Origin of the sequence: Candidatus Nanosynbacter lyticus (assembly GCF_030253515.1) — a bacterium.
GTDB lineage: Bacteria > Patescibacteriota > Saccharimonadia > Saccharimonadales > Saccharimonadaceae > Nanosynbacter > Nanosynbacter lyticus_A.
On the sequence record NZ_CP124549.1, the window covers coordinates 659,161 to 679,449 of the forward strand.

A 20,289-nucleotide genomic window follows, 5' to 3' on the forward strand; every position below is an offset into this window, starting at 1 on the left:
CTTTTTGTTAAGTATAGCATAAGCATTTTGAAAAACCAACTACCCCTTAATTTGATTTGCTAATCCAGTAATCGGCATCATCACCGCCGCCGCGATCAAGCCGACCATACCACCCATAAAGACGATCATCACCGGCTCAATCGTCGAACTCAAACCGCTAATCGCTGCATCGACCTCTTCCTCATAAAAATCCGCCACCTTGACCAGCACCTTATCCGTCTGGCCCGTCTCTTCACCGACCGCCAGCATCTGGCCAACGATTGGTGGATAGAGATCTTCGCGCTCATTGATAATCCGCGACAAGACCTCGCCATTCTTAATGCGCTTGGCAGCATCAAGCAATGAATCTTGATACACCGTGTTACCGACTGCCCGGGCCGTTACTTCCAGCGCCTCGAGTACCGACACACCCGCACCGATCAGCGCCGAGAAGGTACGGGTAAACCGCGCCACCGCCACCTTGCGAATAATCTTACTGACGATCGGTGCTTTCAGGACAAAATGATGGAACTTGACTTTACCTTTTGGCGACTTGATGTAGCGAAGCAGCGCATACACACCGCCAAATAATAGCGGGAAAATAATATACCAAAAACTTACCATAAACTGGCTGATACTCATCAGTATCTGCGTCAGGGCTGGCAGCTCCGCGTCCTCGCCCGCCAGATCCTTAATCGTCTTGCCAATCATCGGCAGGACAAAAATCATCAAACCAAAGAACGCCCCGATAGTGATGACGATCAGCACCATCGGATAGGTCATAGCACTCTTAATCTTCTTTTTCATTGATGAGTTCTTTTCCTGCTGCAGGGCCAGGCGCTTCAAAATATCATCAAGAATACCGCCCGCTTCACCGGCGCGCACCATGTTGACATACACATCACTAAACGCCTCAGGATGCTTGCTCAGCGCATCAGCGAACGAGGTACCGCCTTCAATCTCCTTAGATACTGCATTCAAAACCTCGCGAAAATGCGGACTCTCGGCGTGCTGCGCCATTGAGTTGAGTGACCTGAGAATTGGCACACCGGCAGACACCATGGTGCTCAGCTGCCTGGTAAAGCTAACTAGCTCCTCGGTCGGTACTGATTTTTTGCCACCCCCAAAACGAAACCCTTTCTTTTCATCGCCAGCTTCCTTGAGATCGACCAACTTCATGCCCTGAGCTTGAATGAGCTGGATAGCACTGGCGCGACTGCTGGCTTCTAGCTCGCCGTTGATCGGCTGATTGTTATTTTTAGTTGCGATATATTTAAATTTTGTCATTTATTGCTCCCTTGTTGCTCTCAAAACTTCCTCTAGCGTTGTCACGCCACGCAGCGACTTGACGAAACCATCCGTCTGCATCGTTACCATTCCTTCGTTGATCGCCTGCTGCTGGATCTCATTACTAGTAGCATTAGCGGTGATCATCTTTTGGATCGGAATCGAAATACCGAGGACTTCGTAAATACCAACGCGCCCCTTGAAGCCATTATGACCGCACTCATCACAGCCCTCAGGATTTGGTCGCCACAAATATTGAATCGTCACGTCGGTCGAACCGAGCGGTGTATTGCCGCCAATCTTGTCAGCCGCCGCCTGCTGCTCCAATGCATGCAGTCGCTGCATCGAGCCCTGCTTGAGGTTAAACATCTGAACGATATAGGCGAGCTCCCCGGCATCCGGCACATATTGCTGACGACAATGCATACACAATCGCCGCACCAAGCGCTGGCCGATCACCGCCTTGACCGTCGAGGCGATCAAGAATGGCTCAATTCCCATGTCCAATAGACGCGGCAAACAGGTGGCTGCGTTGTTGGTGTGGAGCGTCGAGAACACCAAGTGTCCAGTCAGCGCCGCCTGCACACCGAGGTTGGCGGTCTCGCCGTCGCGAATCTCACCAACCATGATGATGTTCGGGTCTTGACGCAGCAGCGCGCGTAGTCCCGAAGCAAAGGTCATGCCAGCTTTCGAGTTAGTCTGGGTTTGGTTGACCCCGGGGATCTTGTATTCAACCGGATCTTCGATGGTTGAGATATTTACATCCGGCGTATTAAGTTCTGATAGCACACTAAACAAACTGGTCGACTTTCCTGAACCAGTTGGCCCGGTCACCAAGATCATACCGTTTGGTTGCGCCATGGCGTCTTTAAGCGTACTCAGCGACAACCCCCAATAGCCGAGGCTATCGAGGGCAACCGCCTGATTGGACTCGTCCAAAATACGCATGACGATTTTCTCACCATCAGCGATCGGCAGCGTCGACACACGCAGCGCGTATTGCTTACCCGAGACCTTGATCTTGAAGCGACCGTCTTGCGGCACGCGGCGTTCGTCGATTTTCAAATTTGACAGGATTTTGATACGACTAACCAGCGCACCCTGAACATTGCGTGGTAATTTATTCACTTCTTTGAGCACACCATCAATTCGGTAACGAACTTGGACGAAATCCTCGCGCGGCTCGATGTGGATGTCTGAAGCACCCGACTTGATGGCATATTCCAGCAGCAAGTTAACCGTCTGGGCGATCGGCGAATTCTCAGAAATTTCCTCTTCAGAGACGTTTTGTGAATCTGATTCAGCACCACTCTGGATTGACACCACTTCATCCAGCTCATCGGTAATGTTACCGCGATAATTCTCCAGGCAGTCAAGAATGTTGTTTTTTGTCGCCAGGAACACCTTGATGTTGTAACCAATCTCTTTCTGGATGAAGTTCAGCGCCTGTACATCATCCGGGTCTTCCATCGCCAAACTCAGGACGCCATTATCATCAGCTGCAAACAATACGACATTGTACTGACGGGCAATGTGCTCGGGGATACGCTTGAGAACGTCATCAGGGATATCCTTTGGCTCGATGGTCACAAACGGCACATTGATATATTCGCCAATCTTTTGCCCGAGCTGTACCTCGCTCAGGATTTTGTGCTCCAAGATAATCGTCTGCAACGAATGGTGCGTACGTTCCGCCTCCATCTTTAACTCGGCCAGCTGTGACTCAGAAATTACCTCACCCTGGCGCAAAATCTTCTCAATACTACTGTCAGAAATGCGCATAATTACCCTTATGCTTGAGTATAGCGCATATCGTATGGGAGTTCAATGAGAAATATTAGCGATTATCGCCCTGCCCGTGCAGCTGCTGGCGGGCTTGGCGGCTGGCGAGCTTTTGGTTGTTCATCTGGGCAACTTCCTCGAGGCTAGAACCGAGCAGATGCGCCACTGCATTAACATACCACAACACGTCGCCTAATTCTTTGAGAATCTCTGTGCGGTCATCGTCTGTCAATATGCCCTGCTTGTCGCGAACCAGCTTTTTGAACTTTTCAGCCACTTCGCCCGACTCACCAACCAGTCCAAGCACTTGTGCCATCAGTCGCGCGTCAACGTCCCCGTATTCATGCGTACCGATCAGTGTCGCGATAGCCTTCTTGGCATACTCATCAATTGTCATAGTTTCTCCTTTCAATTACTTACTTTAATTCTGCCACAAATTCCTCAAAAAAGAACGGGTCGTGAAAGAACGTCCGCGCCACGATTTGTTCAACCGCTGGTGCTAAGTCATAATCCGCCAATCGATGCGGACGAGCCCACACGAGTTCTTCGCCCGCCACAACTTCATCGGTCTCACCATAAAATACGTGCGCCAGTGTCGATGATAATATCTCCCCCTCAATCAGGACGCGAATATAGCAATCACCTGCGTGTGTCAGCGGTAGCTTATCCACCGCCAATTTCTCGCGTGCCTCCCGCTGAGCAGCGGCCAAGACCGACTCGTCATCAATGTGTAGCTTGCCATATGGCAGCGTCCAGGTGTCGATATGTGGCTGCTTAGTGCGTCGCTGGAGTAGCACATCGCCATTAGCATTCTGGATGACAATCATGGTAATAATTTTCGGCTGGGTACGAATTTTGAGTGATTTAATACTAACTCTATCGACATACGATAGCCCTTCCCGCCCCAGACAGTATCCATCATCCGTCTTGATGACAAATCCCCGCTTCTTCAATAGATTTAAGTGGTAGGTATAGAGATTAGTATCGACTTTTGGCGGCCGCATATCCCGAAATCGCGCATATTTCATATGCATTAACACGCCAAGGATATGCTTCTGGATGTGATGTTCGGGGATAAATTGGTCAATCATAGTTGAGTCAAATTATACTTGCTAGAATTATGCTTGGCAAGTAAATACAATTAATGAGTGCTATAATGCCTATTATTATCAAGGAGGAAATATGGCTAGCGAAGTAATACAAGCTCAAGCTAGGGTGGATAATATCAAACCTGTGGAATTGCTAGAGGCACTACGCCAAGAAAAATATCCATCAATAGAGTCATCAAATAGTCAGGCTCTCGACACACTTCTATATGATAGGGAGCGATGGTCACTGCTGCTGAAAATGTCAAGTCTGGCAATTGAATCCTCTTGCTTGGTGGATAACTTTTCAGGCGTTGACCGCATACCTCGACGAAAAAACGGAGATCGTGAAACAGATGTAGAACACAGTTTTCTACTGGCGACATTAGCTCCAAATCTAGCACGAATACTCTACCCTAATCTTGATATAGATCGTATCCGCCACTACAGCCTTGTTCACGACATGATAGAGATTGAGGTCGGTGATGTCGCAACATTTAACCTGTCACCAGATGAACAAGCCGAGAAAGAACGTCGCGAACAGATAGCCTTGAAAAAATTACTAAAGGAACTACCGCTACTTGAAGCCGAAGCGTTAGCGTCATATGAGAGGCAGGATACACCAGAGGCTCGTTTTGTCCGCCTCGTTGACAAACTTCTTCCGGCTGTCGTTGACATCACCGGTCAGGGTACTCGAGTTGTCGAAGAAGACTTCGGCGTCGCAAGTATTGACGAGCTTCGTAGCTCCCATGATAAGCTAGCCATTAAATGGCGAGACGTGTTCCATAACGAATTCCCTGAGCTTGAACAACTCTACGCCGTCCTTGCCTATCTTTTTGAAAATAAGTATGAGCAAGAACGTCAAAGACAAAAAGAAACTCATATACCGGAACGACCAAACCAACTGAAAGAAGTTGAAAGAAAGTGGCTCATCGACCCAGATAATCTTCCTGATGGTCTAGAGAACTATCCTCATGCTGATCTTAAGCAAGGATATTTAGCAGTTAGTGGTGATGGATCCGAAACACGTATTCGTAGCTTCGGTGATGGTGAGCGGTTTGAGCTAACTGTCAAGACTGCCGGTACAGTTGTCCGCGGCGAGCAAAACATTAAGATAACTGGCGAGATGTTCAAGGCACTCTGGCCACAGACCGAAGGCAATCGCGTTGAAAAAACTAGATACTACATACCCTTCACTGACAGTAACAATAACCAGCACACGATTGAGCTTGATGTGTATGCGGGACATTTATCAGGACTAGTCACGGCAGAGATTGAATTCAGCGGTCGCGAAACGGAGGCATCGGTTCGTGCGGATGCCTTCACGCCACCAAAGTGGTTTGGTGATGATGTCAGCGAAGACAAGCGATATAAAAACCGTTCCCTCGCCTCAATGCAGCATGGTTTCATGAAGCTCGGTTAATAGATTTCCCTGCTCCCACAAACCCAATCGCTTTCCCCTCGCCAACCCAGCGCTGTTCGTAGGTTGTCATGATCCGGGCATCGCTCTCCTCGTCAAATCGCTCCGATTCGTGCAGATCAAACGTTAGCCCCCGAAGCTGCCAGCCAGCCACCACCAGCTGCTCCAAGCTCCAGCAGAAAAAGTTGTGATCATCATGCTTGAGCAGTAGCTCACCGCCCTCATCAAGCAACTTTGCGTACTGCGTTAAAAAATGCGGGTGCGTCAAACGCCTGCCGCTGGAGCGCTGGCGTGGAAATGGATCGGGGAAAGTGACCCACAACTGACTGAGTGATCCAGCCTCACATAACTCACCCAGCTGGTCTGCTCGCGCCCGCACAAACCAGATATTCCTGAGGCCACGCTGCTCGGCCGCACGTGCCCCTTTTTGCAGTCGATCGGCCTTGACATCGACCGCCAGAAACTGCTGCTCGGGATGTCGCGCCGCCAGCTCGACACTAAACAGTCCCGTTCCAGCACCGACCTCCAGCACGTCAATCGACCGCGGCATCCACTCATCATACTCAAAACAAAGTGGCGAATTGTTAAATAGTGCGAATTTATACTTCTTGCGCCGCCGGGTGATGACAAATTGATTTGGATCGACAAAACTCATACTTTTCATTATACTAAACTCATGACGGATACGCTTATCAAACAACTGTTAAATTCGTCGCGCGTTGACGAATGGATGACCGAGCATGGGCTAGGCTGGCTGGTAAGCGAGCGGATGGTTGAAACGGTCAGTGTCGTCATCGGCGCGGTTATCGTTTATTATCTTGGCCGCATCTTCATTACTTGGGCAATTCGCTACGCGATCCACTCCACCGCCAAGCACCGCTCATGGCACCGCAAAGATATCGAAAAGCGCGAAAATACGCTGACGCAGCTGATTCGTAGTTTTTGGCGCATCACCATTATTGCCTATATCGCCGCTATGGTCGCCAGTAAATTATTCTACTTCGACTTGTCACCGCTGTTTGCTAGCGCCGGTATCATCGGCGTGGCGCTCGGATTCGGTGCGCAGTCACTTGTCAAAGATTTTCTGGCTGGCATTTTTATCATCGCTGAAAATCAATATCGAGTCGGCGACGTGGTTGACGTCATGGGAGCGAGCGGTACTGTTGAGCGCGTCGGCACCCGATCAACGGTACTCCGCGATGCTGATGGTAATGTACACTACCTACCAAACGGCACCATCCAGCATGTTATTAATAAAACGATGGGATATAGCATGTCGCGCTTTACCTTGCAGCTTGATCCAAGCAGCGACATTAGCCGCGCCGCTGATATCATCAACGAGACCGGCCAACAACTCAGCAAGGAAAAATCTTGGGATAAGAAAATTATTGAGCCACCAAAATTTGTTTCCGTCGGCGATATCACTGGTCGATCAGTTGAATTGATCGTTGCTGGAAAAGTTCAGCCATCAGATCAATGGGCGGTTACCTCAGAGATGCGCCGCCGGCTCCTCAAAGAATTTGAAAAACAAGAGATTGAGCTAGCTGTCATCCCAACAGCGATAACGCATAAAAATTAATCGCGAACCGAGCCATTAACGAACCACAAAACTATGATAAGGTGATGTGACCAACCTCCCGCTAGCAATAAGAATTACTCTAACGAGCCGTCCTGACCTTGTGTTGTCGCGCCGCCGGCGCCATTGCCGCCACCATTGACACCCAGCTGATCATCACTCAACACATTGCTAGCAAATGCCCGCGCACCGTCGGCCTTTTTTTCTTCTTGTTTGTATTTTTGCAGGAAATCATTCAATACCCTACCTGTCACCTCGCCCTGCGCCTCAAACATATCCCGATTACGATCGTTGGAGTTATCAATCTGCGCCCGATACGGTACATAATCCGGTCGGCTTAAATCCACTCTGAAAGCATCTGACGAATAGTATAAGTGCATCGAGATACCAACGAGCACGATCGACACCACAATTACGCTAATTACCATCGTCGGTAATTTATGTTGCATAGTCAGCTCGACCAACCGGCGACTGAGTTGCTTGAGCTTATCCACGACTACCTCCGCTTGATAGTTTCACTTTGAGCTGCTCCACCGCCACGCGGTAATCCGCCGCCAGTTTACTCATCGTCGTCACCGATTCGCTGACCTGCCGACGTGCATCGCGCGTCTTGATCAGCTGCGCATAAAACTCGCCCGGCTTGTCGCTACAATCCGTCTTGACTAGTGCCGCCAAATTGGACTCATACTCATTGTATTGCTGAGCAAACGCCTTGCGCGCCTCTTCGTAGTCGCGAGCGATCATCACCATTCGCGAGCTGTCAACCTGCGCCAATGCCAAACGGCTATTTAGTTTGGCGATGAGATTAGTCGAGATTGTGTTGTATGCTTGGCCGGCGTTAACCCGCAGCAAGGCGTCGTTATGCTGAATCCGCTGTAATGTCGAACGAATAGACTGACACTGGCTGCGGATCAGATGGAGCGGCGGCGAACTCGGCGCAGTCTGTGCCATAGCAATACCCGACCGTATCATTACGCCGGCCAGGCTAATACCGCACACAAAAAACGCGAGACTACGAAGATGTTTCATCTTTTTTATTATCTCGCGTTTTTGCGTTTAGGTCAAACTGCTACTACGACTTCTTGAAATGTTTCTCGGTGTCGGCCTTGACCGTACGAGCGGTTCCAGTAACGACATCGCCAACTTTTTGAGCGCCGACCTTGGCTGCTTCAGCGCTATCTTTGGCGGCAGCCTGGGCTTTTTTGGCAGTTTTGACAGTGGCAGTTTTTAGCTCACCAGCTTTTTTCTTGATGTCAGCGCGAGTTTCCTTGCCGCTTTTTGGTGCGGTCAAAATACCAGCCACGAAACCAGCCGCTGCGGCGCCGAGAACTGTTAATACTTTTTTCATATATATCTCCTTGTTTGTTTTTATTAAATTGATATATGGAACAGATAATTATTTTTTGCGAAAGAGTTGCACGACTTCAGTAAATAACTTTACTGGAGACAGCCACTCAGTTGCTTGAGCGATGTTAGACACCGCCGCTTCAGCCTGGTTGACGAGGCGCTTGAGCTTCGTCAGCAGTGAAATTATTACACCGAACAAGACAATAATCGTCACCGAGTGAATAATGATCACTACGGTCATCAGTATAATAACTGTTTGCATGTCTTCCATACCCTTCCTTTGTTACTGTTTATGTTTGTCGTATTGACTGTGGCTATGATAGCATAGGCAGTTTGAAATGTCAATAGCTTAGCGCTCTATTCTGTCACTTTACAGCAATGAGACCGTCCCGTCGCAGACCATCCAGTGCCGCCGCAAATCGTGGATCGTCCTGCAACTCAGCGGTAATTTCAGCGAGCGGCTGCCCGCCAATATATCGACGCAAAATCTCGCCCCGCATCTGGCGGAGGCTACCGGTGAATTGTGATTGTTTGGTGTAGTGGCGACTGGCGGATAATTTGCCCTTTCCCTGAGATTTGAGCTCACTACCATAGTCCATCAGCGCCCAAAACCACTGACGCGGATTTGCCTGGTCCATCGTCTGCTCAACAACAGTCAATATGTCGCGATCCGCAACTGCCGTCTGGCCCGCAAAGAAATGATTGAGATAGACGGTACGAATATTGGTCTCAATGAACGGTGTTGGCACTTGATAAGCATAGTTCATGATGGCGCCAGCGGTATTGATGCCGATGCCTGGTAACTCAACGAGGTCATCTAGCGTGGCCACCGGGGCACCAGCGACAATGGCTTGTGACGCCCGGTGAAGATACTGAGCGCGGCGGTTATAGCCCAGCCCCTGCCACGCGCGGAGCACCTCGGTCAGCTCGGCCGCTGCCAGTGACTCAATATCTGGAAATTTCGCAGTAAACTCTCCGAACTTCGTCAAGACGCGAGCGACCTGGGTTTGCTGCAGCATTAGCTCACTCACCAGCACATAGTACAAGGTCGGCTGATCACGCCACGGCATCGGCCGGTACAGTTCGCGGCCTTTTTGGTGGATCAGCGCCTGAAAGCGAGAGTCTTTATCATTCATTCTCCCCAGTATACCTAATTTCGAACTAGTTATCATTGCATAATCGGTCCGAACGACAGCCTGATTGAATTGCTATCCTTACATACACCAAGTGTATAGCTAGTTTGCTGTGACTATACACTTGATGTATAATAAGTCTTGTTTATAATAATTTACCTAGCGAAAGGGCAATTGTGAGAAAAATATTCAAGGTTTTCGGAATTATCACTATCATTCTTATTATCTGCCTTGGGATTCTACTGTTAGTCATGCAATATCTCAATCAAAGTATTACCGGAGATGATGGTGTAGCGACTGGCTATGCTGATAAGCTTAGCCCTAGTGGCAACCTCGAACAATATTACACCAAGACCGGACCCTACAAAGTAGCGCACTACATTCAAAATAATACCGATGGTTCTAAGGCCTATCGTCTCTATTACCCTGAGCGCCAGAGTGCTAACCAGACTTTTCCACTGATTGTAGTGGTAAATGGCACGGCAACACCAGCTAGCACCTACACACCAATTCTTGAGCACCTCGCCAGCTGGGGCTTCGTTGTAATCGGCAATGAGGACGGCTGGGCTGGTACTGGTGCATCGACCGCAGCTATGCTTGATGCTGCTCTGCAGTACAATACAACCCACGAGAGTCCAGTGCGCGGGCTAATCAACACTAATAAAATTGGGATCGCTGGACATTCGCAAGGTGGCGCAGGAGCGATCAATGCCGCTACTAAGTATAGTAATAGCAATAAGTATTCTTCGCTTTACACCGCTAGCGCCGTGAGTCGTGGCACTGCTAATAATAATCAATGGACCTATGACGTCTCACGCCTCAATACAGCGGTGTTCATGATGGCAGGAACTGGCGCTAGCGATAGTATTGCCATCAGTCCGCTCGATGACTTGAAGCATAATTTTGATGCATTACAAGGGGGCAAGCCAGGAGTCATTGCACGGCGTAAGTCAGTTGGTCATAAAGATGTGCTAGAATACGGTGATGCATATATGACCGCCTGGTTCCTATGGACACTGGCAGATGATGCCAAGGCGAAGATGGTCTTTGCTGGTGCCGACGCAGAACTACGCCATAACAGCGACTGGCAGGATGTCCAGGTACGCAATATTGAATAATTATTCTGTTTATCGCACCATGTATGGTACACTGGTATGGCTATGAAAATATTTTTTAGACGATACATTTCAGAATTTGTGTATGGTGCAGTTGACGGCACAGTCACGACCTTTGCCGTAGTGGCGGCTTCAGCCGGAGCCGGTATTTCCAGCGCGGTTATCCTCATTTTAGGCATTGCAAACCTCATTGCTGATGGATTTTCAATGGGCTCCAGCGCTTACCTCGCAGCCAGCGCCGAACATGAAGAGTCGGCCCGCGACACCCAAAAACGAGCCTCCCCTAAGATCATTGGCACAGTTACATTTTTGGCCTTTGTCGCCGTGGGTAGCGTGCCGGTATTACCCTACCTGGTCGACGTGGTCACCAGCTTAAAAACGCCAAACACCAGCCTATTTTATGTCAGCTCCGTACTAACAGCAGTTGCTTTCCTGACGATTGGCTTCATTAAAGGTAAAGTCGGTAATCAATCATCATGGCGAGAAGCCGCCATCACCCTGCTCCTCGGCGCAGTCGCCGCTGGACTGGCGTACTTTGCCGGCGATATATTGGCGGCATGGCTGGGTGTTCGGTTATAGCCTTCCTGTAGGCCCCTATCTTGCCAGCATTACTATCCTGCCCAATAAGCTAAAACCATCGTCGTGTAGATGCTACGTACATCAATATCGCTACATCAAACCTAGACCCCAGCGAGCAAGTAGCTTCACTTACCTCGTCTGTTTTTTAGCTATTTGTTCAAAGACGCCGTCGCCCAAGAGGTACCGTGTGTAGAAGAGAACTCTCGCTAATTTACCAACAAGATACCGACGTCGTGGGTGCTTACTCTCGATAATTGTCGCCACTTTGTGCGCGACCACGCTAGGCGGTGACATAGTCCTGTATGACTGAGATAGGTTGTGCGATATTGCCTTTGCCATACCGCTATAGGCACCGTTTGACGAATAACGAGTAAGCGGCTCTTCAGCTAATTTGTAGAAATTTGTAGCGATCAAGCCAGGCTCAATTACCACAAGCTTGATGTTGTATTCCTGCAGCTCTAGCCGCAAGCTATCGGAAAACCCCTCAATAGCGTGCTTTGAAGCATGATACCAGGCACCGAGCGGAAAATACACTCTGCCTCCAACCGATGACATATTAATAATCAAGCCCGAGCCCGCTTCTCTCATACTAGGCAGCACAAGCTGCGTCAGTCTAGCCAGCCCGAATACATTCACCTCAAACTGCCTGCGGGCCTGTTCAATTGGAATATCCTCTACCGCCCCCAGTAATCCATAGCCGGCATTATTAATAAGTACATCTATTCTTCCCTGCTCATCACAAATCTTTTTTGCCGCAGACTCAAGTGATTTTTCATCTTTCATATCACCCGGTATTAGCCGAAGGCCTTTAATTTTTTGAAGCGCCTCACTGTTTCGAGCAAGTCCGTACACTATGTAACCTTTCTGCAAAAGCAGCTCAGCGGTCGCTCTTCCGATACCGCTGGACGCTCCAGTAATTAACACTACTTTATGATTTGAATTATACTTTTTTCTACTCATAAATAGTAGTATAATCTATGGAGTATACTCCATAGTCAATAGGCCATAACGAGGGAGGTTTACCATGCTAATTCATCAACTTTCCGAGAAATCTGGTGTTTCTATCGACACCATTCGTTACTATACAAAAATCGGTATTTTACCGGTAACACAACGTCCCGCTGGAAGCCGCAGTTATTCAGACTACGACGAGAGTGCGCTCGAATACCTCACGGAAATACGCCTCGCCAAGTCGGCGGGATTTACACTGATGGAGATTAAGCAATACATCAAGGAATGGAATGACGGACAGATTACACCGGATACAGCTATCGATATATTGCGCAAAAAGATTGCGATGGTACGAAAGAAAAAGTCTGAACTTGATGCAATAGAAGCGATATTAAAAAGTAAGATAACACAGCTACGCCCCCAGCTACATTGCCGTAATTGAGCACTCTGCTAGCTACTTTTGAGTAGATTCTACAGCCCTAATTCTCGCAATTGTGCTGAATCAACCATTGACGGCGAGTCCATCATCACATCAACGCCCGAGCCGTTCTTTGGAAAGGCCAGGGTTTCGCGAACATTAGTTTCGTCAATGAGTTCCATGAGGATGCGGTCAACACCAAAGGCACAGCCGGCGTGTGGCGGTGCGCCGTATTTGAAGGCATTTAGCATGGCGCCAAATTTCTCCTCAACGTAGCTTTCGCTAAAGCCAAGCAGGTCAAATACTTTGTACAGCACTGCTGGGTTGTGGTTGCGCACGCCGCCGGAGCAGATTTCATAGCCGTTCATCACCATGTCGAATTGGTCAGCAACGATGGCGAGCTTGTCAGCGTCAGTCGTCGCTGACTCCAGCGCTTGTAATCCGCCCTTTGGCATACCAAATGGATTGTGTCCAAAATCAAGCTTCTTGCCGTGATCATCCCACTCATAGAATGGAAAATCGATGATCCAGGCAAACGCCACCACGCTCGGGTCTTTCAGGTTGAAATGGGCGGCAAATTCGTTTCGCAGGCGACCAAGCACAGCGTTGACGACTGGGCGAGTGTCGGCACCGAAGAAAACTGCGTCGCCATCAACTGCACCAGTTTGTTGCTGAATTGCCATGAGCTCTGTTTCGCTCAAGAACTTAGCAATTGGTGATTTTGCCTCGCCATCTTGGTAGGTGATGTAGGCTAAGCCGCCTGCCCCTTCACTTTTGGCGATGTCGGTGAATTGGTCGATTTGCTTGCGGCTGAGACTGGCGCCGTTCTTGACGCAAATCGCCTTGATGCACTCAGCGTTCTTGAACACGCCAAATTCGGTGCTGGCAAACACATCAGTCAGCTCAACCAGCTCCATGCCAAAACGCAAATCAGGCTTGTCCGAGCCATACGTCTCCATGGCGTCGCGGTAGGAAATGCGCGGAATTGGACTGCCATCACCGACAGACAAGTCGCTCAAATCCAGCAATTTCTTGCCCGCAAACTCGGTCGCCAGCTGCTGCATCAGCGGTTCGACCTCACGGCGAACTTCCTCGCCGTCCTCAACAAAGCTCATCTCCAGATCCAGCTGATAAAATTCGCCGTACAGTCGGTCGGCTCGCGGGTCTTCATCGCGGAAGCACGCCGCCAACTGATAATACCGCGGCACGCCGCCAACCATCAGTAGCTGCTTGAACTGCTGGGGTGCTTGCGGCAGAGCGTAAAACTTATTTTCCTGCAAACGGCTCGGGATCAGGAAATCACGCGCACCCTCGGGGCTGGAATTTGCCAAAATCGGCGTCTGAATCTCGATGAAGTCGCGGTCATCCATATACTGATGCATCCGGCGGTACATTTCAGCACGTTTTTTCAGCATCTGTTGCATCGTTGGGCGGCGCAGGTCGAGGTAACGATATTTGAAACGCAAGTCCTCACCTGCCTGATTTTCTTCGGCAAACGGCTGGATTGGCAAGGTTTCAGCACGGTTGAGAATCTCCAAATTCTCCACCACGATTTCCACATCACCACTGGCGATATTTGGATTCTTCAAACCTTCGCCGCGCTCCGTCACCACGCCGCTGGCACGAATCACAAACTCATCACGCAAGCTTTCCGCCAAACGAAAGGCCTCTGCCCTATCAGGATTAATCACCAGTTGCACCAACCCGGTGTGGTCGCGCAGGTCAATAAAAATCAGCCCGCCGTGATCGCGCCGAGAGTGTACCCAGCCAGCCACGGTAATTATTTCCCCAACATTATCAGGGGTATGTATCGCCAAAACTCTCTTTTTCATATCTGTTATTATAGCATATTGATGTGTTTTTTCGCCTTTGGCGTTACCCGGCGGCCGCGCGGTGTGCGTTCGATGAAGCCAATTTGTAGTAAATACGGCTCATAAAAATCCTCAATCGTCGTCGCTTCGTCACCTGTCAGCGCGGCAATAGTCGTCAGTCCCACTGGATTATCACCATAATTTTCCAGGATTGATTGCAGTAGATTACGATCAGCCGGGTCCAGCCCCAGCTCATCCACTTCCAGCATCTCCAGGGCACTCGTTGTCGTTTTCACATCAATTATGCCATCGCCATTGACGTCGGCGTAGTCGCGTACGCGTTTGAGCAGGCGGTTAGCAATGCGCGGCGTCAGGCGGGCCCGCGTCGACAATAAGTTCGCTGCTTCATGCCGAATCGACGACTCCAGGATGGCCGCACTCCGCGTTACGATTTTAGCGATATCTTCTGGCTCATAAAACTCCAAGCGGTAAATATGTCCAAATCGATCGCGCAGCGGCGCCGCCAAACTACCCGTCCGCGTCGTCGCGCCAATCACCGTAAACCGCGGTAAGTCCAGTCGAATCGACCGAGCTGCCGGACCTTTGCCGATAACGATGTCCAGCTTGAAATCTTCCATGGCCGAATATAAAATCTCTTCCACAGCCCGACCCAGCCGATGAATCTCATCAATGAATAAAATATCGCCGTCCGCCAAATTGGTCAAAATCGATGCCAAATCGCCAGCTTTTTCAATGGCCGGGCCGCTGGTGATGCGCAAATTCGTCCCCATCTCATTGGCGATCACCGTCGCCATGGTGGTCTTGCCCAGTCCCGGCGGGCCGTACAGCAGCACATGATCCAGTGGCTCACCGCGCTTCTTCGCTGCCTCAATTGCCAAGAGTAAATTACGCTTCAATCGCTCCTGGCCAACATATTCACTAAAACTCTGCGGGCGCAAGCTAACTTCAATCCGCTGCTCTTCCGCATCATCACCGTGCGAACTAGTATCAACTATTCTCTCAATTGCCATACATTCATTATATCATCCAAGCCGGAGCGAACTAATCTCTTGTAAGCCGACTACGTAGTGCCTGCATAATTTCGCGAAAGGTCTCATCACTCACCATATGCACCGCGTCCTCTAAATGCCGCGGCCACTTTGGATCAGGAAACTCCTCACCAGCAAAGGTAACACCGCCGAGATAGCGCGGGTACACATGCCAGTGCACATGTGTTGCCGGCCAGCTTTAATTATACCACCTAACGAGAAGTGTCTATTCACAATCCGTACCATATTATTGCATAATTATAAATTATATTGTAGAATTGGTACCATTATGAACAGGCGGTGCGCAGAAGCTACACCCCAGTTTGAGACTGAGGAGACAATAGATCGCCCAAATACATCCAAGCCACCAATGTGGATGAGAGTGGGAGTATGCGTTGTCGGCTGGGCAATGGGTACAGCCCTGAGTATTGGTACAGGCTGGAAGATTATGCCCACCGGCAGTCCAGATAGTCATCCATCAGCAACCGCCGCAGCGACACCGACTGAAACAGCAACAGCACAACAGGCTGAACCTCATCGGCCCTTCACTCTGCCCGATTTCCGGCCAGTTATTATCACCGATCCCTTAACAACGACCGAGCACGTTACTGACGTGGGTCAACGTTCACAGGAACAGCTCAAGAAGGCTATTGGAACCCTAGCCACGACCATGAGCGTTCCCGAGAGTAACGTCCTTGAGCCAGTAACAATGGTGATGCCCAGTGCGCCGATCGACCCGAAGACGGGTAATCCGTGCTTTTCTGGCAAAGAAATACGGGAAGTTGTCAAAAATGCTCCCTATCTTGACAACGCGGTTAGTTACGTTATTTTGCCGCCTCACGCGTGCGAAGGTCAACCGTGGTCCGCCTATGCCTACCATTACAGCAAGCTTATTATCACCACGACAAGTCCACACACTATTGAGGCTGGTGTCATTATGCATGAAGCTGCGCATACTTTTGGACTTGATCACACGAGAAGACTGAGTGTCAGATATCCAGACTCAGATTCAACCCCAAGCTCGGAGTGGCGTAATGTCAAGCCAGAGGATTACGATATTATAGAAGATATAACTAATGGGTATGGTCAATTTCCTAAACTACAAAATGGCGACATTGATCCAGCGAGTGGACAAGAGACCGTTACAGGCTACCATTATGGTATTGATTCTTGGTGTACTGAGAAAAATACCTGCTCTCATGTCCTCAATTTCGTAGAAAGAAATAGGCTTGATCCAGAAAAATTCCCGATTCGCGATATTGACCCTGCGACGCTACCAGATGATCCCATTAGCCTCACAGTATCCCCAGAGCCACACAACATTTCTGGTGTCCGCATACCGCTACCAGCCGACCATCCAATTCACCAAATTAAGGGCTGCGAATCAGTTACCCACATTGTTATCGGAATTGACCACATATACTATTCACTCATTGATAGCGCGCCAGGCTTTGGTACAACTATTATCGCCGTCAATAAAGACGGTAGCCTGATAGAGATAGATGCACCAAAATATGACAAATTATATTATTCTCCATCAACAAAAAACATCCTAGAAAAAGAGCGGTGGAACTATCTATATAACGACAGTGCTACTGGAGTGAGTGTCGCAGCGTGATTAGTCGACGGGAAGACGGAACTTCGCGTACAGCCCTTCGATAGATAGCAAACAGACCACTCGCTGCTGCTCTGCTGCAGCATAACTAGCTGCATTTATTGTCAATGACTGTATCAAAAGCTACCGCTACTCATTTCTTCAGCGCCTCGGTCACTCGTTGCGCCGTCGGCAGATTAACATCAACATTCTCAAGCGCCTTGGTAGCATCAGCCAAGGTGTAGCCCAACGCCATCAACGCCTCCAGTGCTTCGTCAGAGGTGTTCAGTTCGGTCTGGACTATAGTTTCTACTCGACCATACTGCGTCGGCAAACCAACCTTATCACTCAAATCAACCACCACTCGTTCGGCAGTTTTTTTACCGACGCCAGCAGCTTTTTGCACGAAGGCGCTATCGGCGTTGGCAATGGCATTACGCACCTGCTCCGCATCACCGAGGCTGAGAATTGCTAACGCGGCCTTTGGACCAACCCCCTGAACGGTGATTAGCATTTCAAACAGCTTCTTTGCCGCCAGGCTCGAGAAACCAAACAATTCTTCCGCCTGCTCGCGCACATGATGATAGGTGTAAAACTTAGCGTCTTGATCCAGCGTCACCGCCTCGAAATCACCAGCCGATACGCTAACTTCATAGCCGACGCCGTGAACGTCAATCACGATGCTGCCCGCGCCAAACTTCTCAGCGATCATACCAGAGAGATGGGCGATCACGGTCGTCTGTCTCCGCCGCCCGGAGGATTGGTCGGGCCGGGCGAAGTGCCGCCGCTGCCACCGCCTGAACCGCCGCCGCTACCGCCGCCACTGCCATTGCCGCCGCCTGGATTTTGGTCGTCATCGCCAGTACTGCCACACGACGCAGTCTTTCGCGAATGCTTCGTCGCATCAAATTTGTCTTCGCTGATGGTGATGAGACGCCTAGTAGCTAGATCACAGACGGTGATCTGCTTAGTAGTGGACGTCTGCCGACAATCAGCAGCGTTCTTGGAATATTTAGCGGCATCAAACTGATCTTCAAAAATTGACTCTATTTGCTTGGTCGCGAGGTTACATACCTCGATCTTTGACTTAGTTTGGTCACATTTCTCGGTTGGGATGGCGCTCGAGAGGAAGTATTCTTTGTAAGCACCGGGACTGGAATCATCAGCGAGGCCGCCATTACTACTACAGACACTTCGCTGGACAACGCCGTTTGGTACGTCAAAACCAGTTTTCGTGCCCGCCAGCAGCTTGGTCATCGTCGCCCGCCAAATTGGCGCCGCCACATCCGATCCACCGCTGTTCATGACTTTATTGTCATTATTACCAACCCACACGCCGACCGCATATTGCGGCGTATAGCCAATCGTCCAGGCATCGCGGTTATCATTGGTGGTACCCGTCTTGACAGCGACCGTCTTGCCACTCACCGTCAGGCTGCTGCCAAATATCCCTGCCCGCGCGGCATTATCCGACAGAATGCTAGAGATGAGATAGGCGCCGCCCTGGCTAATGGCTTGACGCGTATTGGCTGTTTTCCACGAAGCGTTTTTGTTGAACTTATCCTTGACTTCGGTGATGAGATTCAGCGATTCGTACTGCGTGCCGCCATTGGCAAAGGCCGCGTAGGCGTTGGTCATTTCGCTCAGGCGCACCTCGGCCGAACCAAGCGCCAGTGACAATCCGTAATTTTTGTTTTCATCAAGGGTGCTAATGCCGAGTTTCTTAGCCGCTTGGATGGAACGATTAATGCCATACTTTTGCATGATCAGAACGCTTGGGATATTTAGTGACCAGCTGAGCGACTTGCGCGTCGTCACCTTGCCGTTCCAGCGGCGGGTAGCATTGTACGGTACGTAGCCATTAAAGTCAGTCAATTTATCATCAAAAACTGTCGCCGGCGTGATGGCGCCATCAGCCATCGCCTGCGCATAATACAGCGGCTTGAAGCTCGAGCCGGGCTGACGCGGCGTGGTCACCATATTGACCTTGCCCCACTCGGCGTTATTATAATCAGCGCTGCCGACCAGTGCCCGCACCTCGCCGGTTTTTGGATCAATGACGATACCGCTGGCGTTGGTGCCACCGAGGCGATTGATCTGCTTCATTTGTTTGGCGATATTCTCTTGGAGGAGCTGTTGGGTGTCGAGATTCAGCGAGGTCTTGACGCGGTAGCCCGAGCGCATGACTTTTTCGTAGCCATATTTGTCGCTGAGCTGTTTGATGACCATCTCGGCAAAATGCGGCGCTGCGGAATTCGTGTGAGCCGCGCCGCCACCAGTATATGCTAGCTGTGTGGCTTCCGCCTGCTGCTTCTGCTCCTCGGTGATGAAGCCTTCTGTCTGCATCCGACCGAGCACCGTCTTTTGGCGCTGCTTGGCATATTCAGCATTGCCGCTGATCGGTGAATAGCGGCTTGGCGCCGGCAGTACACCAACTAGCATACTGCTCTCGGCCAGTGTCAAATCCTTCGGCGACTTATTGAAATACACCTTGGCCGCTTCCTCGATACCAAAGGCATTTTCGCCAAAGTACACTGAGTTGAGGTACATCATCAAGATCTGCTCTTTACTATAATTCTGTTCAATGGCGATGGCCATAAATAGCTCTTGGTATTTGCGCATAAAGCTATGCTCATTGCTGAGCAAGTTATTCTTGACCAACTGCTGCGTCAAGGTCGACCCGCCACCGTGCCGCGTAATCGCCGCTCGGAAAATACTAAAGATATTAAAGCCGCTGTGCTTATAAAAATCTTTATCCTCACTGGCGATCAGCGCCTTTTTCATACTCTCAGAGATGTCTTTGAGCTGCACCAAGTTCCGCCGCTCGGCATTACCAACGCTATAAATCACCTTATCCTTGGCGTCAGTCAGCACGATACCGGTATTATTGCGGTTCATCAGCCGCTCCTGATCACCGATATCGCGCGCATAATAAAAATAGCTAGCAATCGGCACAATGATCAAGAACAATAGAATTGGTAGCAGGCACACCATAATTTTTTTCGGCCGACTCAGTCGCCAAAACCACAAAAAGTGTTTGTGTTGACGCGGTAATTTACCAGATTTCGCCTTGACTTGACCGAGATTGGCATACCGACCCATGTGCGGTGGTTGCTTCTTTATCGGAGCTCGTTTTCCCTTGCCTAATTGCACCATGTATCAA

General features: G+C 49.9%; 22 protein-coding genes. 6 read left to right on the top strand and 16 right to left on the bottom strand.

Annotation, left to right across the window (positions count from 1 at the left end; genetic code table 11):
- Window positions 1-39: 39 nt before the first annotated feature.
- The 4 genes from NLML1_RS03555 to NLML1_RS03570 are packed head-to-tail and all read right to left on the bottom strand — an operon-like array spanning window position 40 to window position 4,139.
- On the bottom strand, window positions 40-1,266 hold the full coding sequence (locus tag NLML1_RS03555; RefSeq protein ID WP_285441418.1) for a type II secretion system F family protein: 1,227 nt from the start codon (window positions 1,264-1,266) through the stop codon (window positions 40-42).
- Window positions 1,267-3,048, bottom strand: coding sequence for a GspE/PulE family protein (locus tag NLML1_RS03560; RefSeq protein WP_285441419.1), 1,782 nt, complete (start codon window positions 3,046-3,048; stop codon window positions 1,267-1,269).
- Between the two features lie 55 nt (window positions 3,049-3,103).
- On the bottom strand, window positions 3,104-3,445 hold the full coding sequence (locus tag NLML1_RS03565; protein ID WP_285441420.1) for a nucleoside triphosphate pyrophosphohydrolase family protein: 342 nt from the start codon (window positions 3,443-3,445) through the stop codon (window positions 3,104-3,106).
- Between the two features lie 19 nt (window positions 3,446-3,464).
- Window positions 3,465-4,139, bottom strand: coding sequence for an NUDIX hydrolase (locus NLML1_RS03570; RefSeq protein ID WP_285441421.1), 675 nt, complete (start codon window positions 4,137-4,139; stop codon window positions 3,465-3,467).
- Window positions 4,140-4,230: 91 nt separating this feature from the next.
- Here NLML1_RS03570 and NLML1_RS03575 point away from each other — a divergent pair, with 91 nt between their 5' ends.
- Window positions 4,231-5,556 carry an HD domain-containing protein gene (locus NLML1_RS03575; protein WP_285441422.1) on the top strand — a complete coding sequence of 442 codons (1,326 nt, stop codon included), beginning with the start codon at window positions 4,231-4,233 and terminating at the stop codon, window positions 5,554-5,556.
- Here the strand turns inward: NLML1_RS03575 and trmB are convergent.
- The gene (gene trmB / locus NLML1_RS03580) at window positions 5,540-6,208 is read right to left on the bottom strand and encodes a tRNA (guanosine(46)-N7)-methyltransferase TrmB (protein WP_285441423.1); all 669 of its coding nucleotides are present in this window, start codon (window positions 6,206-6,208) and stop codon (window positions 5,540-5,542) included. The genes NLML1_RS03575 and trmB overlap by 17 nt on opposite strands.
- Before the next feature lie 21 nt (window positions 6,209-6,229).
- Here trmB and NLML1_RS03585 point away from each other — a divergent pair, with 21 nt between their 5' ends.
- Window positions 6,230-7,132, top strand: a complete 903-nt coding sequence (locus tag NLML1_RS03585) for a mechanosensitive ion channel family protein (protein ID WP_285441424.1) — start codon at window positions 6,230-6,232, stop codon at window positions 7,130-7,132.
- 74 nt (window positions 7,133-7,206) lie between these two features.
- Here the strand turns inward: NLML1_RS03585 and NLML1_RS03590 are convergent, their stop codons facing one another.
- From NLML1_RS03590 to NLML1_RS03610, 5 genes are all read right to left on the bottom strand, one after another.
- Window positions 7,207-7,623: a hypothetical protein gene (locus NLML1_RS03590; RefSeq protein WP_285441425.1), complete on the bottom strand. Its 417-nt coding sequence runs from the start codon at window positions 7,621-7,623 to the stop codon at window positions 7,207-7,209.
- On the bottom strand, window positions 7,616-8,158 hold the full coding sequence (locus tag NLML1_RS03595; protein WP_285441426.1) for a hypothetical protein: 543 nt from the start codon (window positions 8,156-8,158) through the stop codon (window positions 7,616-7,618). The genes NLML1_RS03590 and NLML1_RS03595 overlap by 8 nt, the downstream gene beginning before the upstream one ends.
- A gap of 43 nt (window positions 8,159-8,201) precedes the next feature.
- The gene (locus NLML1_RS03600; RefSeq protein ID WP_285441427.1) at window positions 8,202-8,477 is read right to left on the bottom strand and encodes a YtxH domain-containing protein; all 276 of its coding nucleotides are present in this window, start codon (window positions 8,475-8,477) and stop codon (window positions 8,202-8,204) included.
- 48 nt (window positions 8,478-8,525) lie between these two features.
- Window positions 8,526-8,747 (bottom strand): hypothetical protein, encoded by a 222-nt coding sequence (locus NLML1_RS03605; RefSeq protein ID WP_138077563.1) that lies wholly within the window; start codon window positions 8,745-8,747, stop codon window positions 8,526-8,528.
- A gap of 94 nt (window positions 8,748-8,841) precedes the next feature.
- On the bottom strand, window positions 8,842-9,612 hold the full coding sequence (locus NLML1_RS03610) for an HhH-GPD family protein (RefSeq protein ID WP_285441428.1): 771 nt from the start codon (window positions 9,610-9,612) through the stop codon (window positions 8,842-8,844).
- 248 nt (window positions 9,613-9,860) lie between these two features.
- Between NLML1_RS03610 and NLML1_RS03615 the strand changes: the two genes are divergently transcribed.
- Window positions 9,861-10,727 (top strand): poly(ethylene terephthalate) hydrolase family protein, encoded by an 867-nt coding sequence (locus NLML1_RS03615; RefSeq protein WP_285441429.1) that lies wholly within the window; start codon window positions 9,861-9,863, stop codon window positions 10,725-10,727.
- A 42-nt stretch (window positions 10,728-10,769) separates the two neighbouring features.
- Window positions 10,770-11,303: a VIT1/CCC1 transporter family protein gene (locus NLML1_RS03620; protein WP_285441430.1), complete on the top strand. Its 534-nt coding sequence runs from the start codon at window positions 10,770-10,772 to the stop codon at window positions 11,301-11,303.
- A gap of 129 nt (window positions 11,304-11,432) precedes the next feature.
- Here the strand turns inward: NLML1_RS03620 and NLML1_RS03625 are convergent, their stop codons facing one another.
- Window positions 11,433-12,263, bottom strand: coding sequence for an oxidoreductase (locus NLML1_RS03625; protein ID WP_285441431.1), 831 nt, complete (start codon window positions 12,261-12,263; stop codon window positions 11,433-11,435).
- A 64-nt stretch (window positions 12,264-12,327) separates the two neighbouring features.
- Here NLML1_RS03625 and NLML1_RS03630 point away from each other — a divergent pair, with 64 nt between their 5' ends.
- Window positions 12,328-12,696, top strand: coding sequence for a MerR family transcriptional regulator (locus NLML1_RS03630; RefSeq protein ID WP_162454435.1), 369 nt, complete (start codon window positions 12,328-12,330; stop codon window positions 12,694-12,696).
- Window positions 12,697-12,725: 29 nt separating this feature from the next.
- Here NLML1_RS03630 and aspS read toward each other — a convergent pair whose 3' ends face one another.
- The 3 genes from aspS to NLML1_RS03645 are packed head-to-tail and all read right to left on the bottom strand — an operon-like array spanning window position 12,726 to window position 15,713.
- Window positions 12,726-14,504 (bottom strand): aspartate--tRNA ligase, encoded by a 1,779-nt coding sequence (gene aspS / locus NLML1_RS03635; RefSeq protein ID WP_285441432.1) that lies wholly within the window; start codon window positions 14,502-14,504, stop codon window positions 12,726-12,728.
- 8 nt (window positions 14,505-14,512) lie between these two features.
- Window positions 14,513-15,514 carry a Holliday junction branch migration DNA helicase RuvB gene (gene ruvB, locus NLML1_RS03640; RefSeq protein ID WP_285441433.1) on the bottom strand — a complete coding sequence of 334 codons (1,002 nt, stop codon included), beginning with the start codon at window positions 15,512-15,514 and terminating at the stop codon, window positions 14,513-14,515.
- Window positions 15,515-15,545: 31 nt separating this feature from the next.
- A complete protein-coding gene (locus tag NLML1_RS03645; RefSeq protein ID WP_285441434.1) occupies window positions 15,546-15,713 on the bottom strand; it encodes a hypothetical protein in 168 nt (55 codons plus the stop codon).
- A gap of 195 nt (window positions 15,714-15,908) precedes the next feature.
- On the opposite strand from NLML1_RS03645, the gene NLML1_RS03650 reads away from it, so the two are divergent.
- On the top strand, window positions 15,909-17,150 hold the full coding sequence (locus NLML1_RS03650; RefSeq protein WP_285441435.1) for a hypothetical protein: 1,242 nt from the start codon (window positions 15,909-15,911) through the stop codon (window positions 17,148-17,150).
- A gap of 130 nt (window positions 17,151-17,280) precedes the next feature.
- Here NLML1_RS03650 and ruvA read toward each other — a convergent pair whose 3' ends face one another.
- Together ruvA and NLML1_RS03660 are read right to left on the bottom strand one after the other, a co-directional pair.
- Window positions 17,281-17,859 carry a Holliday junction branch migration protein RuvA gene (gene ruvA, locus NLML1_RS03655; protein WP_285441436.1) on the bottom strand — a complete coding sequence of 193 codons (579 nt, stop codon included), beginning with the start codon at window positions 17,857-17,859 and terminating at the stop codon, window positions 17,281-17,283.
- Complete coding sequence (locus NLML1_RS03660; RefSeq protein WP_285441437.1) at window positions 17,856-20,282, bottom strand: transglycosylase domain-containing protein; 2,427 nt, start codon at window positions 20,280-20,282, stop codon at window positions 17,856-17,858. Before NLML1_RS03660 ends, ruvA begins: the two co-directional genes overlap by 4 nt.
- Window positions 20,283-20,289: the final 7 nt, after the last annotated feature.

What these genes read in the sequence shown, in the direction of transcription:
- NLML1_RS03555 (WP_285441418.1), bottom strand. Translation starts at nt 1,266, where the DNA reads ATGACAAAATTTAAATATATCGCAACTAAAAATAACAATCAGCCGATC.
- NLML1_RS03560 (WP_285441419.1), bottom strand. Translation starts at nt 3,048, where the DNA reads ATGCGCATTTCTGACAGTAGTATTGAGAAGATTTTGCGCCAGGGTGAG.
- NLML1_RS03565 (WP_285441420.1), bottom strand. Translation starts at nt 3,445, where the DNA reads ATGACAATTGATGAGTATGCCAAGAAGGCTATCGCGACACTGATCGGT.
- NLML1_RS03570 (WP_285441421.1), bottom strand. Translation starts at nt 4,139, where the DNA reads ATGATTGACCAATTTATCCCCGAACATCACATCCAGAAGCATATCCTT.
- NLML1_RS03575 (WP_285441422.1), top strand. Translation starts at nt 4,231, where the DNA reads ATGGCTAGCGAAGTAATACAAGCTCAAGCTAGGGTGGATAATATCAAA.
- trmB (WP_285441423.1), bottom strand. Translation starts at nt 6,208, where the DNA reads ATGAGTTTTGTCGATCCAAATCAATTTGTCATCACCCGGCGGCGCAAG.
- NLML1_RS03585 (WP_285441424.1), top strand. Translation starts at nt 6,230, where the DNA reads ATGACGGATACGCTTATCAAACAACTGTTAAATTCGTCGCGCGTTGAC.
- NLML1_RS03595 (WP_285441426.1), bottom strand. Translation starts at nt 8,158, where the DNA reads ATGAAACATCTTCGTAGTCTCGCGTTTTTTGTGTGCGGTATTAGCCTG.
- NLML1_RS03600 (WP_285441427.1), bottom strand. Translation starts at nt 8,477, where the DNA reads ATGAAAAAAGTATTAACAGTTCTCGGCGCCGCAGCGGCTGGTTTCGTG.
- NLML1_RS03605 (WP_138077563.1), bottom strand. Translation starts at nt 8,747, where the DNA reads ATGGAAGACATGCAAACAGTTATTATACTGATGACCGTAGTGATCATT.
- NLML1_RS03610 (WP_285441428.1), bottom strand. Translation starts at nt 9,612, where the DNA reads ATGAATGATAAAGACTCTCGCTTTCAGGCGCTGATCCACCAAAAAGGC.
- NLML1_RS03615 (WP_285441429.1), top strand. Translation starts at nt 9,861, where the DNA reads ATGCAATATCTCAATCAAAGTATTACCGGAGATGATGGTGTAGCGACT.
- NLML1_RS03620 (WP_285441430.1), top strand. Translation starts at nt 10,770, where the DNA reads ATGAAAATATTTTTTAGACGATACATTTCAGAATTTGTGTATGGTGCA.
- NLML1_RS03625 (WP_285441431.1), bottom strand. Translation starts at nt 12,263, where the DNA reads ATGAGTAGAAAAAAGTATAATTCAAATCATAAAGTAGTGTTAATTACT.
- NLML1_RS03630 (WP_162454435.1), top strand. Translation starts at nt 12,328, where the DNA reads ATGCTAATTCATCAACTTTCCGAGAAATCTGGTGTTTCTATCGACACC.
- aspS (WP_285441432.1), bottom strand. Translation starts at nt 14,504, where the DNA reads ATGAAAAAGAGAGTTTTGGCGATACATACCCCTGATAATGTTGGGGAA.
- ruvB (WP_285441433.1), bottom strand. Translation starts at nt 15,514, where the DNA reads ATGGCAATTGAGAGAATAGTTGATACTAGTTCGCACGGTGATGATGCG.
- NLML1_RS03650 (WP_285441435.1), top strand. Translation starts at nt 15,909, where the DNA reads ATGAGAGTGGGAGTATGCGTTGTCGGCTGGGCAATGGGTACAGCCCTG.
- NLML1_RS03660 (WP_285441437.1), bottom strand. Translation starts at nt 20,282, where the DNA reads ATGGTGCAATTAGGCAAGGGAAAACGAGCTCCGATAAAGAAGCAACCA.